Source organism: Bacillus sp. FSL K6-0268 (assembly GCF_038005425.1).
GTDB classification, from domain to species: Bacteria; Bacillota; Bacilli; order Bacillales; family Bacillaceae_G; genus Bacillus_A; species Bacillus_A thuringiensis_S.
The window spans coordinates 2,510,909-2,526,963 of record NZ_JBBOTF010000001.1 but is presented as its reverse complement, the minus strand read 5'-3'; the positions used below and the strand labels follow the sequence as shown (position 1 = coordinate 2,526,963).

Here is a 16,055-nt window from a genome sequence, read left to right as displayed (position 1 = left end):
TTCTTATAATGTTTTTAGTAATATGTATCGCAGTGATAGAGAGGAAGAGCTCTTTTTGCGTAACAGAAACGGTTATAATGTGTACATATATAATGGAAGGAATTAGAAAAAATTGTGAAGAGATAGGTTTGAATTGGTTCTGTTTTCTATTTTGAAAAAAAAACCAAGTATTCAACCTATAATAAATTTGTTATGATAACCAATGGGATAAAGTGAATCCCTATCGTTTAAAACAATATGTTTGAGAGTATATGTATAAAAGAAAAGAGAAAAAATATGAATAAAACATTTGTAAAAGGAGCAGCAATTTTAACCATTACAACTTTTTTGTCGAAATTGCTTGGTAGTTTTTTTCAAATTCCATTACAAAATATTGCAGGAGATGAAGTGCTAGGTATTTTCCGCCTTGTTTTTCCTGTATATATGATTGCTCTTACATTATCGGTAGCCGGAGTTCCACTTGCAATTTCGAAACTAATTGCAGAGTTGAACGAAAAAAATAAGCAAAAGGAAATTGCGAAATTATTTAAATCAGCGTCAATTATAGGGATAGCATTTGGCGTTTTCGGCTGTTTAGTCATTGTATTATTTTCTATTGAAATTGCAAATATGCTCGGTGGACAAGAAACTAGAATGCCGTTGCTTATTACTTCATTAGCATTACTCATTGCGCCATACATGGCGGTGTATAGAGGGTATTTCCAAGGTTTCGGTGATATGAAACCAACAGGAGTATCACAAGTCATTGAGCAATTTGTCCGTGTGTTTTTTATGTTAATAATTGCTTACATACTAGTATCGTGGGATAAGAGTAATACTGTTATTACTAGTGGTGCGATGGTTGGCTCTTTTCTTGGAGTCATTAGTTCGCTTATATATTTGCGTATAAAATATAATAGAAGTCCATACTACAATAAAAGCAATTCCTATTCGCTCCGAGATTTAAGAGAAAACGGCAAAAAGATATTGCGGGTATCGATCCCAATCGCTATCGGAGCTTTATCAATGCCGCTTTTAAATTTAGTAGACTCGCTTACAATACCGCATGTATTACAAGGATCATCAACAGAAATTCAAGAACAATTTGGAATATACAGTCGCGGTTTTGCATTCACGCAAATAATTGTTATTTTTGCAAGTGCAATTGTATTTCCGTTAATACCACTCTTAACTTCCGCATTGGCCAAAAGAGATATAAATTTGGCGAAAATAACAATTCAAAATACAAATCGACTAGCGCATGTTTTGACAGCACCATTAACAGTATGGTTGATGGCATTAACAGTACCGTTAAATGTCGGATTGTTCACAGACGTAAAAGGCAGTAGTATGTTAACAGTTATGATTGGCAGTTCGTATTTTACTGCGGTTATGGTATTATCAATAGGTGTTTTACAGGGGATTAATCGTTCTGCACAAGCTGCATGGATTGTTATTGGCGCGAGTTGTGTGAAAGTCGTGTTAAACATTATGTTAGTGCAGAAGTTTGGCATAGATGGAGCGGCGTATAGTACATTCATTACTTACGTATTGATTTGTATTGTAAATCATTTGTATATTCGAAGCTATATTGCCTATTCTATTCATTTCAAAAACTTTTTCGGTGTGCTAGCAATAGCATGTATTTTCGGACTAGGATTGTATGAACTATGTAATGTGATAGATGTTACATCTTCAAGAATTATGACGTTATTATTCAGTGGTATAGCATTAAGTATTACAACCATTTTGTATGGTGTATGTGCTTTGAAATTAAAATGGATATCAATAAAAAAAATACCATTTTTGAAAAGATAAATATAAAAATTTAATTTTTTATTAAAATTCATATGAGCTGATAAAGAGGAAACTATGTAGGGTATTAAGTGTTTAGGTAAGGAATGGGTACCAGTTTATGTTAGATGAAATAAACGGTTACCTAGTTTTGGAGGAGATTTAGGGTGCGTTTAGTCTTATCAGGATATTATGGTTTTTATAATGTTGGAGACGAGGCGATTCTACAATCAATTATTGAATCGTTAAGTAAAGAGAACCCGGATATAGAACTAGTAGTACTATCAAATGATTCTAAATATACAAAGGAAAGGTATGGTGTAGAATCGGTAGATCGCTGGAATATAAAAGCTGTTTATCATGCAATCAAAAACAGTGATGGAGTTATTAGCGGTGGCGGGAGCCTTCTTCAAGATCAGACAAGTACGAAGAGTATTCTATATTATACGGGTATTATGGGACTCGCTCGATTATTAAAAAAGCCGTATTATATTTATTCACAAGGAATAGGTCCAATTACAAAAGGATATAATCGTCTATTAGTAAAATGGAACTTGTCAAAAGCTTCCTATGTATCAGTTCGAGATGAAGATTCGTTTTTATATTTAAAAGAACTTGGCATAAAAAACGATATTGAAATTGTTCCAGACCCTGTTTTAACATGGAAACGGACAAAACAATCGGATTGGTTGCAAAAGCATTCGATACATGGAAAAGTAATCGCGGTTAGTGTGCGTTATTGGAATTCAAAAGAAGATTATGTAAAAAAATTAGCTACGGCATTAAAAAAATTAAAGCAAGAAGGATACCAAATTCTATTTGTTCCAATGCATGAGCCATTTGATCAAAAAGCTTCGCGTGAAGTAGTAGACTTAATGGGAGAAGAGACGTATATGCTTCCATATAAAATGGATATCGACGAGAAAATATTCATTTTATCACAATGTTCATTATTAATTGGTATGCGTCTTCATGCACTTGTTTTTTCTGCTGTAGCCAAAACTCCAATGGTCGGGATTTCATACGATCCGAAAATTGATTCGTTTTTAAGTCAAGTGAATCAGCCAGTTATAGGAAGTGTGGATGGCGAATGGAGTGCTGAATATTTATATGAAATTGCGAAAAAGCAATTAATGCAACAAGGAACTGTGCAGCAAGAGTTACAATTGACAATAGATGAGCTTCGGTTGCAAGGCAAACAGGCAACAAAGAAACTCATTGATCATATGGAAAAAGGCACTTTATTAAAAAAGTAAAGTGTCTTTTATTTTGTTTTGAATGTAATGAAAATTCTAATTAAAAAACGTTTTATTTTAATTCCTATTTATTATGCTAAAATGATTGTGATTATTATATAATCAAATTTGTGATAATAAATTCGTAGATTACGAGGAGGATAACCTTGAAGACTTTTTCAAAAGGTATAACAGCAGTGGCATTAACGGGATCATTACTTTTAACTCCTATTTCAAGTTATGCAGCAAATGATGATATTACAGGACATATGTTTGAGACGCATATGCGCTCACTTATTACTAAAGGAGTTTTAATGGGGTATGGAGACAATGTATATGCGCCTGATAAATTAGTAACAAGAGCAGAGTTTGCTACATTCATAGCAAGGTCTTTAAATTTACCGAAAGCTGATTCGAATTTCGAGGATGTGCCGAAGACTTACGGTTTATATGATGGTGTAAGTAGAGCATATGGAGCGAAAATTATTAATGGTCGTACGAACGAGACGTTCTCACCAAATGATGTGATTACACGTGAAGAAATGTCGATAATGGTAAAGCGAGCGTTAGACTATAAAAATATTAAAGTAGCTGTAAGTCCGCTTACCTTTACTGATAAAGATAGTATTAACTATAAAGAGCATGTACAAGTTATGGTGGCTACTCAAATTATTAAAGGGTATCCAGAAGATAATACATTTAGACCACATTTATCAGCTACAAGAGGGATGGCTTCAGCTATGTTGGATCGTATGCTTCAGACGATTGAAAAAAACGGAAATAGCAATCCTGTAGAAACTAAGAAATATGTTGTGACAAATGTAAGAGAAAACGGAACAGAGCAAGAAGTAGAGCGCTATAATACGTATAAAGAGGCAGTTACGGCTGCTCAAAATAAAGGTATGAATGCGGTAAAATACGAGAACGAATTCTTATGGATTAAAGATGGTTTTGCAAGTGCGAAAAGAATAACTGGGCAAAACATCATTAATATTTATGATGAGAATTTGTCAACAGTATATACGTATATTCAGTATGGAACAGAATTGAAAGTGTTAGAAGTTGGCGAAGATCGTGTGAAAGTTCAACTTTCTGGTTTGACAGGTTATGTGAAGAAGAATGAAATCACTTTAATTCCTACAAATGAAATGAAACAGTCGTCTTATTATGTGAAATCAGATGGATATTTATACCATAAATATTATACATATAATACAAGTTCACCTGGATATACAGAATTTAGATATGGTGTGGCACCTTCTTTCATGAAGCAAGGACAGCAAATGTATAGTGTAGATGGAAAAACATTTGGAGATGAAACTTTCTATCAATATTTCAATTATTTATCATTACGTTCGAAAACAAATTATACAGCTGAACAACTAGATAGTTATGTGAAATCGATTAAGCCAGACTCTCCATTAATTGGTTTAGGAAAGAAATTTAAAGAAGTAGAAAGCAAGTATAATGTAAATGCATTATTCTTATATTCATTAGCAATCCATGAAAGTTATTATGGAACAAGCGCTCTTGCAAAAGATAAAAATAATTTATTTGGTTTAAAAGCAACAGACGATAGTCCATATGGTAACGGGGAAGCATTTAATTCAAAAGAAGATTGTATTGAACATGCAGCAAAATTATACATGAATGAAGGATATTTAAATCCAGGACATTGGCGTTATACAGCAACATATACAGGTGATAAAGCTGCTGGTTTAAATGCGAAATATGCATCTGATGCGAACTGGGGTAAAAAAGTAGCGGGGCATATGAACCGTTTTGATTCTTATTTAGGTAAAAAAGAATACAACAAGTATAAACTTGCACGTGTGATGAATAACGTAGAAGTGAAAAAGAATCCTAGTATATCAAATGAGCGACTGTATCGTTTAAATACAAATGTAGTTGTCACAGTTACTGGTGAAGAAATAATAAATGGAAAAGCGTGGATTAAAGTTATTTCAGATAATCCTACTGTAACTGAAGCCTATATCGCAAAAGAAAGCTTAGAGTACGTAAAACATTAATTAAATAAAAAAGAAGGTGCTACTGACATTTCGTAGCACCTTCTTTCTATTCAATTTCAAAATCAACAATGATATAAGCGAGTATAACAACGAAGAAAATACTAACGGCTGGCGCTGTTAATACGTGGCCAGACATAAAACCAATGCCAAGTGATAGAACGAGTGTGCTCGCTAATAGCATATACTTTACTTTCATGATTTTCTTAAAGTTTGTGATCATGCTGATGAATAATTTAATACCAAAGTATAGAAGTGGTAGTAAGTAAAGAAGGAAACCGACAATGCCAAAGGCGAAAAATAGGTCATGGAAGTCCATTTCAATTAATTTAATTTTATCTGTGTAGTTACCAGCGTAACCCATTCCGAATAGTTTTTGTGAAAGCGGTGCGTCTTTATAGTATTGTTTGTATGTTTTTAAGAATTTGTCGCGATCACTATAAATTAAACTTTTCACTTCAGAATCTGTAAGTTCACCTTTTGCATGTTTTTTTGCATCTTCTGGATCTTCTTTAATTACTTTTCCTTCTTTTCGATCTTTCTCTTCTTGTACTGATTTTTTGTATTCGTATATTTGCATGTGAATGCCCATATTTTTTGCGATAGGAGTATGCGGTGTAAGAGCAATTAAACCTCCTAGTATAACTGCGGCAATAATGGTATTTACAATATGTGTAAATCCCTTTCCTTCTTTTTTACGATTTATCATGTATTCAATGAATGAGAAGAAAAGTGCTACGCCTAATGTAATAACAATTGCGCCATATCCGACTTTCGTTCCGACCATAATACTTGCATACATCGCAAGTATTGTTGGAATCCAGTAATATATTTTCGAGAAAGAAGTTGTTTTATGTATCGAATATAAGACAATGATTGGGAACATAATGGCGAAAAGAGAACTTAAATCATTTCCAGCGAAGAACCAACCTCTTGAACCGATTTTTGAGTGAGGATAGCTTGGGAAATCTGTTCCAGTTTGCATTGCGACAATCATTGTAATGCTTAAAATTAAAGTTGCATATAAGAAATATGTAATGATTTTATGAAATACATACTCTTTATTTTTTAGCTCTTTAAAGGCGATAATATATCCAAACAGTAGCACAATTGGATATATGCTCTTTAAGATGAATTTAACTTCTTCTCCAAATGAAACTGGAGATTTAACCATCATATTATTTACAAGACCGATTGCGAGTGCGATTCCGAGTAAACATAAATAGAGGATGTACTTTTTCGCATCTTGTTGTTTGTGATGAAGAAGTAGGTATCCTAATGCAAGAAGCATAAAGGCGAAACGGACTACAACTCCAACTGTTGCGTTCATGTGTAATATATAGATTGAAAAAGATGTTAATAAATCTAAAATTGGTTGAAACACAATGAATAGCAATAGGAAATGTGGGAAGTAGTTATCCGTTTGTTTCAACTTAGTAACCATATGTTCCTCCAGTTCTTCATTCCTTTATTACAACACCCAAAAGATGGGTATAAAGCCTTTTTTACATAGTAAGGCGAATGAATTTCAATATTTGTTTTTTATCAAACTTAAGAATACACCATTTCATTGTAATGGTAAATAGATGAAAAGCATGGATAAACCGACTTTAATTTCTATATTTTTCAACGGAATTGTATGTTTTATACGGTATATGTACAAATTGCGAGATTATTAGACAGAAAATTGAGAAAAAAGAAGGATTTTTCAATGGTTTTCTATAATTATATAAGTATAATCTTTATGGAGAAAAGACCTGCGGTAGTATGTCAACTGAAAAATAATATATTTTGAAGTTATCAAAGGACAAATTGCTTAAAAAAGACATCACGAAACTAGACCAGCACCGCATGTAAAATACTGGAATTGATTGAAAGGTAGCGATGACAAGTTTTATGTCACACTTTCACACACCTTTCAGGCGTAAAGAGTTGGTGATTACGTAGTAGCGCATCCACCAATCGCACAAATTTTCTTGCGGTTAGAACGAGTGCACGTTTGTGTTGATGTTTTGGTACTTCATTATACTTTTTTGCGTAATATTCTTGGTATTCCAATACATGCTTTCTTACAGAGTTGGCGGCTTCAACTAAGTAATACCGCAAGTAATGATTCCCATTACGAGATAATGAAGTATTTTCAGCGGTGAACCGGCCAGACTGGTATGTACGCCAATATAACCCGGCATATTTTGCGATTTTGGTTTCATCGTCAAATCTTTCGATTTGGCCAATTTCAGCGATAATACCAGCGGCATATATAGGCCCGATTCCAGGAATGGATTCTAATGTTTGCGTTAATCCAGCCATGATCCGCTTAATAGATTTTTCTAGTTCTTTAATTTGTCTTTGATAGGTACGAATGATTTCGATTGATGTTCCTAAAAGAATATCGATTGAGTCTTCTACCACCTTATCTAAACGGTACGACGTGCGAACAGCCTTTTGAATGGTTGATGCGACACATTTCGGGTCACCAAATCGATTTTTACTCTTTTCCTGTAGGAACTCAGCGAGTTCCTCTAAAGGCATGTCAGCTAGCTCTTCTAGACTGAATTTTTCAAGGAACAATTCCATCATGGCGTTACCAAATATAGAAGAATCGACTTCTTGTGAGAACGTATTACATTTATAACTTAGGTGTTGTAGAAAATGTTGTTTCTCCTTTGTCAACATTCTAACGAGTTGATAACGAGCTCTTGTTAATTGCTGTAATGCCACGTATTGACTTTCTTTCACGATGGACATTTGATTTCGCCCAAATCGTAAATAATCAGCGATGACAAAGGCATCAATTTCGTCAGTCTTATTCATGTCTGAATAACTTTTCTTGAAGTTTGCGACTTGTTTTGGATTTAGAAGAAATACCTTTGTGCCAAATCTTTTTAAGTCTTCGTCATGATGGAGAAACATGGATGGGTGAAAACTGTAAACAGATGTAGATTCTAAGCCGATTTTTAAAGTTTCAACCTCTTGATTGGTTGTGCACTGTAATAATCGTTCTTTAAGTACCTGTGCACCTGGTAAGTCATTACTGACTGAAAAAGAATCTAGCTTTTCTCCTTCACCATTTAAAAAGCAAACTTTCATATCAAACGAACTTACATCTAGACCAACAAATAATCTCACGTAAGAGACCTCCTTTCGATTTAGAATCATTGCTTGGACGTCTCGAGATATCTCTAGTGTGTACGCCGACCAACAACCTCGTGTATAAGAGCTAGTCCTGAATCGAAAGCCGCCCTAGAGCTACTAACATCTAGGTTCGAGGATCAGGCTGCTCAGCCTGCGAGTAGGGAGCCCCGCGCGTTCACTGAGAAACACTCTTTTCGTGTGGTAAATCCACAGGGGAATACAGAATTGTCCCAAATGATCCTAAGACCATTATCTAGAAATATCTTGAGACGTCCAAGTATTTTCTTTATTACTGGACTCTTATTAGAGAGAAAAACTAAGCCTGAGATAGGGCTTAAATATTAATATACGAGAGGGGTATATATAATGGAAATAACAAGTAAAACAGAATCTGTCGTTGTGAAATATGAAGGCCACGTTGCAACGGTTATGGTCAATCGCCCAGAGGTGTTAAATGCGTTAGATGAGCCGACATTAAAAGAGTTATTACAAAAGTTGAAAGAAGTAGCGGAAAGTTCTGCGCATATCGTTGTGTTATGCGGAAACGGCCGTGGTTTTTCTGCGGGTGGGGATATTAAATCGATGCTTTCAAGTAATGATGAAAGTAAGTTTGATGGCATTATGAATACCATTTCTGAAGTTGTCGTGACGTTATATACGATGCCAAAGCTTGTTATTAGTGCAATTCATGGACCAACTGCAGGTCTTGGGTTAAGTATTGCGTTAACAGCTGATTATGTAATGGCGGATATATCATCTGTTATTGCGATGAACTTTATTGGAATCGCTTTAATTCCAGATGGAGGCGGTCATTTCTTCCTTCAAAAGCGCGTCGGTGAAAATATGACGAAGCAAATTATTTGGGAAGGTAAGAAATTATCAGCGACAGAAGCGCTTGATATCGGCTTAATTGATGAAGTAATCGGCGAAGATTTCCAAACGGCTGTGAAGCAAAAAATTAATGAATGGTCACAAAAACCGATTAAAGCAATGATTCAAACGAAGCAAATTTTATGTGAAGTAAATCGCTCTAATTTAGAGCAAACATTGCAATTAGAAAAGCGTGGTCAATATGCAATGAGACAAACAGCGGATCATAAAGAAGGAATTGCTGCGTTTTTAGAGAAACGTTTACCAGCATTTAAAGGGGAATAAAGTTTGTCCATTCCTCATGAGTAGCTCGTTAATTCGGGATAAAGGGGAGAAAGTGCTAACACATTTTAGTATAATTGTGTTAGCACTTTTTTTTAAGGAGTAATACATGAAGAGAATGATCGGTGTTATCACTATTATTTTGCTTACATATTCTGCTTTGCATAGTACACCATCTTTGGCAGTTCGGACTGCGTTATTTTTTGAGGGACATCCAAGTGTTGCGTTTTCTGGTGGGGTGACGAAAGAAAAAGATGTGAAAAAAGAAGCGATTCCAGATGAGTACCAAACTCTATATGGTAAGGAAGAAAACTCAGAGCACTATTTCTTTCCGCATGTAAGAGCACATGAATCAGGAATTGATATGTTAAGTGCATGCGTGAAGAAAAAATGGTTTTTCTATAAAGCAGAGCTCGGGTGTTATTAAATATAGGAGGATGAATGATGTCAGCATATAACAAGTTAGTAAGAGATCGTGTTCCAGAGAAGATTTTAATGTCTGGAAAAACGTATACCGCACAAAAATTAACAGGTCAAGCATACATACAAGCTTTAGCGAAAATTGGAACGGAAGAAATTCGTGAATTTGCTTCTATGAAAGAACGCGAACATGCGCTAGATTCTCTTGCGGATGCACTAGAAGTAATCATTTCATTAGCACGTGCGGAAGGTGCATCAATTGAAGATGTGGAACGCCTTCGTAAGAAAAAAGAAGTAGAGCGCGGTGGATTTGAAAGAGGGATTTATTTATTAGATGTCTCGGAAGAATAGTTTAATAGGAAAAGCATAGCGTTAATGAGTAACGCTATGCTTTTTTGTTGCAATGAAGCTAATAATGAAGAAAATAGCTGTTAATATCCAGCCGATTGTAATAGAAGTAGTAGTATGAACGGCATAAGAAACTTGTAAACAAAATAATGATGCTAAAAACCAAATGAGTGCAATGTGTATATATTTTTTTGATATATTCATATTTCAGGACTCCTTTTGTATACTAAAAAGAATTTTACTACAATTTAGAAAATTAAGCTATATAAGTAGAGGTTTTCTGGTGAATTTTGTATACTGAATAGTAGAGAAAATGAGGAGGAAACGACAATGGCACATCATGCGAGAGAAACGATGGAACTTATTAAGGAGCTTGTCTCTATTCCGAGTCCGTCTGGAAATACAGCAAAAATTATTAATTTCATTGAAAACTATGTCAGTGAGTGGAACGTAGAAACGAAACGTAATAATAAAGGCGCTCTTATTTTAACGGTAAAAGGGAAGAATGATGCGCAGCACCGCTTATTAACGGCACACGTTGATACGTTAGGTGCGATGGTAAAAGAAATTAAGCCTGATGGTCGCCTGAGTCTTTCTATGATTGGTGGATTTCGCTGGAACTCTGTAGAAGGAGAATATTGCGAAATTGAAACATCAAGTGGCAAGACGTATACAGGAACGATTTTAATGCATCAAACATCTGTACATGTATATAAAGATGCAGGTGAAGCAAAACGCGATGAGAAAAATATTGAAGTTCGTATTGATGAGCGCGTATTTTCAGCTGATGAAGTACGCGAATTAGGAATTGAAGTAGGAGACTTCGTTTCATTTGATCCGCGCGTTCAAATTACAGAGAGTGGATACATAAAATCACGTCATTTAGATGACAAAGTAAGTGTTGCGATTTTATTAAAATTAATTAAAAGATTACAAGATGAAAACGTAACATTACCATATACGACGCATTTCTTAATTTCTAATAATGAAGAGATTGGATACGGTGGTAATTCTAATATTCCAGAAGAAACTGTTGAATACTTAGCAGTTGATATGGGAGCGTTAGGTGATGGACAAACATCTGATGAATATACAGTATCTATTTGTGCAAAAGACTCTAGCGGCCCGTACCATTACGCTTTACGTAAACATTTAGTAGAGCTTGCGAAAACGAATCATATTGAATATAAAGTAGATATTTATCCGTACTACGGATCTGATGCATCAGCTGCGATTCGTGCGGGATTTGACGTGAAACATGCGTTAATTGGAGCGGGTATTGATTCTTCTCACGCATTTGAACGTACACATGAAAGTTCTATTGCGCATACAGAATCATTAGTGTATGCATATGTAATGTCTAATTTAATTGAAGAATAATTTCATAGATAATAGAGAGCTGATTAAAAATATTATTTTTAATCAGCTTTTTATTTGGCGAAGCGATTAGGAGACATGTTCTAATCGCTTTTTTAGCCCGCTATTTGTGGGCTGATTAAAGTTTTATTTTATATACATTCATTATAAGTTATATATATGCGATTTTTGTTATACGGCCGGAAACGTGTTTACTATAGATATATAATGTTATACACTATGAAAGGAATTAATTAATAGTTAATATGTTTTAGTTAGCTTGATTAAAAAAAATGTATGAATATGAAGTTTTGAGAGGAGATTTATTTTTCATGAAGTACAAAGCAATAGCCGCAGGTTTATTAGCAGCAAATTTACTAGCACATCCAATTAGTAGTTTAGCAGAAACGAAGAAATTTCCTGATGTTTCAGATAGTGCGTGGTCGAAAGACGCAATTTATTATTTAGTAGAGAGAAATGTAATTAACGGTATGCCAGATGGTAACTTTATGCCATACGGAAATTTAACACGTGCCCAGGCAGCAAAGATTATCGCAACAGCAATTGGGGCTAAAGTAGATCCAAATGCAAAGCCGTCTTATAATGATGCAAAAAATAGTTGGGCAGCTTCATTTATTGCAGCCATGGAAAAAGAGAATATTATTAAAGGGCGAGAACCAGGAGTATTTGATCCTGAAGGAAAAGTAACTCGTGCTGAAATGGCAGCTATGCTTGTAAGAGCATATAATCTGAAGAGCAAAGTAACAGGACCAGTTCCTACAAAATTCGCTGATTTAGAGAATCATTGGGGTAAAGAAGAAGTTAATATTTTAGTAGAATTAAAACTTTCTTTAGGTACAGAGAATGGCTGGAAACCGAATGATTCTATTACGCGTGAACAAGCAGCTCAGCTTACTGCGCAAACAGATAAATTTAGCAAGAATAGTGATCGTCCAGTAGAAACAAAGAAAATGTACATAGATAGAAAATTCATTACATATCACGCACCATCATTAAGTTCTGGGATTAGTGCAAATCAGCATAATCCACAAATGGTTGAAATTAAAGAAGAACGAGATAGATGGATCAAAATTGCAACAAGTAAAGGTGATAAATGGACACCTTTAGTAGAGAAAACAGAAGTTATTAATGAAGGATTCACTACTTATGCAGAAGCTTCTTCTTCTTCAAAAGTAATGGGAACACATAGCGCACAACAAGTAACTGTTATTGAAGAGAACGGCAGCTGGATTCGTATCCGCATGGGCGCTGGTTTCCAATGGGTTAATAAAAATCAATTAAATCCAGTGAAGCAGGGTAACTTCTTAGAAGGAAAAGCGATTATCATTGACCCAGGTCATGGCGGAGTTGATTCAGGTAATCCAGGTTATTATGAGAAAGAAAGTGAAACTGTATTAGATGTATCATTGCGATTACAGAAGATATTTGAGAAAAAGACACCATTTACTGTGTTATTCACTCGTACAGATGATACACGTCCAGGAACAAGTGCTTCTGATTCTTTAAAGAAACGTGTAGAATTTGCTCAAAAAAATAATGGGGATATTTTTGTAAGCATTCATGGTAATGGCACGGAAGAGAAAAATGGACAAGGTACAGAAACGTTCTACTATGAATCAGCGACAGCAAGAGGAACAAATCCTAACGTATCAGAAAGTCGTTTACTAGCAGAAAAAATTCAAGAGCGTCTTGTAGATGCACTGGGAACAAAAGATCGTGGTGTGAAAAAAGGCGATTTATACGTAATTAGAGAAAATACAATGCCAGCTGTATTAGCAGAATTAGCATTTGTAGATAATAAAAGTGATGCAGATAAAATAGCTACACCAGCGCAAAGACAAAATGCAGCGGAAGCTATTTATCAAGGTATTTTAGATTACTATGAAGAAATGGGTAACAACGTGTCTTCTTTCCGTTAATAAATAATAAGAGATTGCCATTGGCAGTCTCTTTTATTTATTAACGTTTCTCTTTATTTCCGGCATATGATATCATTTAATTTTATATACAAAAGAAAAGTATTGAGTAATTGTAATCATAACAATTTTAAACGATAGAGGATGATAATAGATTGAATAATCATAGTAAAACACCTGCCTGTATATATACGTATGCATTTCGTGAGGAGGAGCGTGCTTTATGTTACTTGGAAATGCGCTCGTTCTTTGGAATGGAGTCCCACGTTAATATTTTAAAAAGTGATGTAAAAATTGACCCGAGTAGAAGTGCGTTTATGAAAGAGCGCGTTGAGGTTATGTATGAAGGGGACGACTTAGAAAGCATTTTAAAACAAGTGGAACAAATTGATTTGGCGGGAGTGACATTTAAAGTTATTTTCGTTAAAATCAATGACCTCGTTGGGGAGAATAAAATTGAATATGGAGAAAGACGTCTTATTGAACGAGACCTTGGCATGCATATCGAAGGAGAAGCGGATGTTCGTAATCCAGAGCGTGTATTCGGGATTGTTCCTCTTGGAGGACGCTGGTACTTCGGGCACTATGTAGAAAGCGAACCAGTTTGGTATCATCACATAAAAAAACCGCATAGCTATTCGACATCACTTAGCACACGTGTTGCGAGATCAGTTGCAAATATCGCTGTACCAAATCCAGAGGGAGTACGAGCAATTGACCCGTGCTGCGGTATTGGAACAGTAGTAGTAGAAGCACTTTCTATGGGGATTAATATCGTTGGTAGAGATATTAATCCACTTGTAGTTCTTGGAACGAGAAAAAACATCGCACATTTTGGATTTGAAGGAACAGTAACAAAAGGACCAATTGAAGAAATTACTGAGAACTACGACGTTGCAATTATCGATATGCCGTATGACTTATTTACGCATGCCACACCAGAAGACCAGCTCTCCATTCTTTCAAGTGCGCGCCGCATTGCTAAAAAGGTAGTCGTTGTAACGATGGAGACAATGGATGACATGATCCATGAAGCAGGATTTGAAATTACAGATCGCTGTATTACAAGAAAAGGGTCATTTACTAGACAAATTCTTGTTTGTGAATAAGAAAGGAAGGTCACCCGTTTGGGTGACCTTTTTAGTGTAGTTTAATGTGTGATTGATTGGCAGTTTGTAGGCGGCGATAAGTTGATATTGTGATAGGAGAATCTATTACTGTTCTTTTAATTTCTCTTGTTGTGCAATTAATAAATTGCGTAATATGTGCCCGCGGTAACTTTCTAGTTTTCGTCCTTCATGATAGCGTACGCCTAATTTTTTTAGTTCAGCTACGTACCAGCCTTTTGTTCCGTAGTACATTGGATCACTTCCTTTTTGCTTTTGAACAGTATATGTTTGGGAGCGAAGTAACTTTACATTGAAAATAATAATGATAAAAGGAATCCTACATGTGTGTACCAGTGAAATTGCAAAGTTATCGAGGTGTTTTATAGCGTAACGTCCAAGCCGTGTATAAAAAAGTAGACAGTTGTATATGAATTTGTTGAAAAAAGAATACACATTGTCCAGGGGATTTGAAAAAAGGAATGCTATACGATTTGGCATGATACTTGCGTTGGAAATAGTATCAACGTATAGGGGAGAGATAGAAATGAAGGTTAGTAAAATATATACAACGATTGATGCACACGTAGCTGGGGAACCGCTTCGAATTATTACGGGCGGAGTGCCAGAAATAAAAGGGGAAACGCAGTTGGAAAGACGCGCATACTGTATGAAACATTTGGATTACCTTCGTGAAGTTCTGATGTATGAACCGAGAGGGCATCACGGAATGTACGGTTGTATCATTACACCGCCAGCAAGTGCTCATGCTGATTTTGGCGTGTTATTTATGCACAATGAAGGATGGAGTACGATGTGTGGTCATGGCATTATTGCTGTCATTACAGTTGGAATTGAAACAGGCATGTTTGAAGTAAAGGGTGAAAAACAAAAGTTCATTATTGATAGCCCGGCCGGAGAAGTTGTTGCGTATGCAAAATATAACGGGAGTGAAGTAGAATCTGTATCATTTGAAAATGTTCCTTCATTTGTATACAAAAAAGACGTTCCTATTAAAATAGATAACTATGAATTTCAAGTAGATATCGCGTTTGGAGGAGCATTTTATGCTGTTGTAGACTGTAAAGAATTTGGTTTGAAAGTTGATTTTAAAGACTTGCCCGCTATTCAAACGTGGGGCGGTAAAATTAAACATTATATAGAGAGCAAAATAGAAGTGAAACATCCACTTGAAGAAGGATTGAAAGGAATATACGGCGTTATCTTTTCAGATGAACCGAAAGACAAAGGTGCTACGCTACGAAATGTAACGATTTTTGCTGATGGGCAAGTAGACCGTTCTCCTTGCGGTACAGGAACTTCAGCGAGAATCGCAACTCTTTTTGAAAAAGATGCCTTACAAAAAGGAGAAATCTTCGTCCATGAATGCATTACTGATGGGAAATTCCAGGGAGAAGTATTATCCGTAACAGCGGTAGGTACATATGAAGCTGTCGTTCCGAAAGTAACGGGGCATGCATTTATTACAGGGTTTCATCAGTTCGTTGTAGATCCGAGAGATGATTTGAAACGGGGATTTTTGTTAGGGTAGAAGGAGGGGGTGGA

General features: G+C 35.5%; 14 protein-coding genes. 10 read left to right on the top strand and 4 right to left on the bottom strand.

Features of this window, described 5'->3' with window-relative positions; all coding sequences use genetic code 11:
- Positions 1-276: 276 nt before the first annotated feature.
- The 3 genes from MHI28_RS13020 to MHI28_RS13010 all read left to right on the top strand — a co-directional run bounded on the left by MHI28_RS13020 (position 277) and on the right by MHI28_RS13010 (position 5,038).
- A complete protein-coding gene (locus tag MHI28_RS13020; RefSeq protein WP_086413132.1) occupies positions 277-1,797 on the top strand; it encodes a putative polysaccharide biosynthesis protein in 1,521 nt (506 codons plus the stop codon).
- A 143-nt stretch (positions 1,798-1,940) separates the two neighbouring features.
- Positions 1,941-3,029, top strand: coding sequence for a polysaccharide pyruvyl transferase CsaB (gene csaB, locus MHI28_RS13015; RefSeq protein WP_086413131.1), 1,089 nt, complete (start codon positions 1,941-1,943; stop codon positions 3,027-3,029).
- A 146-nt stretch (positions 3,030-3,175) separates the two neighbouring features.
- Positions 3,176-5,038 (top strand): S-layer homology domain-containing protein, encoded by a 1,863-nt coding sequence (locus MHI28_RS13010; protein ID WP_086413130.1) that lies wholly within the window; start codon positions 3,176-3,178, stop codon positions 5,036-5,038.
- A gap of 46 nt (positions 5,039-5,084) precedes the next feature.
- On the opposite strand, the gene MHI28_RS13005 is transcribed toward MHI28_RS13010, so the two are convergent.
- The gene (locus MHI28_RS13005) at positions 5,085-6,479 is read right to left on the bottom strand and encodes an O-antigen ligase family protein (protein ID WP_340828023.1); all 1,395 of its coding nucleotides are present in this window, start codon (positions 6,477-6,479) and stop codon (positions 5,085-5,087) included.
- Between the two features lie 455 nt (positions 6,480-6,934).
- A complete protein-coding gene (locus tag MHI28_RS13000) occupies positions 6,935-8,164 on the bottom strand; it encodes an IS110 family transposase (protein WP_100909797.1) in 1,230 nt (409 codons plus the stop codon).
- Between the two features lie 372 nt (positions 8,165-8,536).
- Here MHI28_RS13000 and MHI28_RS12995 point away from each other — a divergent pair, with 372 nt between their 5' ends.
- The 3 genes from MHI28_RS12995 to MHI28_RS12985 all read left to right on the top strand — a co-directional run bounded on the left by MHI28_RS12995 (position 8,537) and on the right by MHI28_RS12985 (position 10,093).
- On the top strand, positions 8,537-9,325 hold the full coding sequence (locus MHI28_RS12995; protein WP_000406892.1) for an enoyl-CoA hydratase: 789 nt from the start codon (positions 8,537-8,539) through the stop codon (positions 9,323-9,325).
- 106 nt (positions 9,326-9,431) lie between these two features.
- Positions 9,432-9,749 carry a hypothetical protein gene (locus tag MHI28_RS12990; RefSeq protein ID WP_000827125.1) on the top strand — a complete coding sequence of 106 codons (318 nt, stop codon included), beginning with the start codon at positions 9,432-9,434 and terminating at the stop codon, positions 9,747-9,749.
- A gap of 17 nt (positions 9,750-9,766) precedes the next feature.
- Positions 9,767-10,093, top strand: coding sequence for a nucleoside triphosphate pyrophosphohydrolase (locus MHI28_RS12985; protein ID WP_001277348.1), 327 nt, complete (start codon positions 9,767-9,769; stop codon positions 10,091-10,093).
- 21 nt (positions 10,094-10,114) lie between these two features.
- Here MHI28_RS12985 and MHI28_RS12980 read toward each other — a convergent pair whose 3' ends face one another.
- Positions 10,115-10,294, bottom strand: a complete 180-nt coding sequence (locus MHI28_RS12980) for a hypothetical protein (RefSeq protein WP_001027087.1) — start codon at positions 10,292-10,294, stop codon at positions 10,115-10,117.
- Between the two features lie 126 nt (positions 10,295-10,420).
- Between MHI28_RS12980 and MHI28_RS12975 the strand changes: the two genes are divergently transcribed.
- The 3 genes from MHI28_RS12975 (at position 10,421) to MHI28_RS12965 (ending at position 14,492) form a co-directional block, all read left to right on the top strand.
- Entirely contained in the window at positions 10,421-11,470 is a 1,050-nt protein-coding gene (locus MHI28_RS12975) for a M42 family metallopeptidase (protein WP_151524937.1), read from the top strand.
- A gap of 308 nt (positions 11,471-11,778) precedes the next feature.
- Entirely contained in the window at positions 11,779-13,386 is a 1,608-nt protein-coding gene (locus tag MHI28_RS12970; protein WP_086413207.1) for an N-acetylmuramoyl-L-alanine amidase, read from the top strand.
- A 152-nt stretch (positions 13,387-13,538) separates the two neighbouring features.
- Positions 13,539-14,492 (top strand): TRM11 family SAM-dependent methyltransferase, encoded by a 954-nt coding sequence (locus MHI28_RS12965; protein ID WP_086413208.1) that lies wholly within the window; start codon positions 13,539-13,541, stop codon positions 14,490-14,492.
- Positions 14,493-14,597: 105 nt separating this feature from the next.
- Here MHI28_RS12965 and MHI28_RS12960 read toward each other — a convergent pair whose 3' ends face one another.
- A complete protein-coding gene (locus MHI28_RS12960; RefSeq protein ID WP_074790672.1) occupies positions 14,598-14,828 on the bottom strand; it encodes a YflJ family protein in 231 nt (76 codons plus the stop codon).
- Positions 14,829-15,036: 208 nt separating this feature from the next.
- On the opposite strand from MHI28_RS12960, the gene MHI28_RS12955 reads away from it, so the two are divergent.
- Positions 15,037-16,041 (top strand): proline racemase family protein, encoded by a 1,005-nt coding sequence (locus MHI28_RS12955; protein WP_086413209.1) that lies wholly within the window; start codon positions 15,037-15,039, stop codon positions 16,039-16,041.
- Positions 16,042-16,055 lie beyond the last annotated feature (14 nt).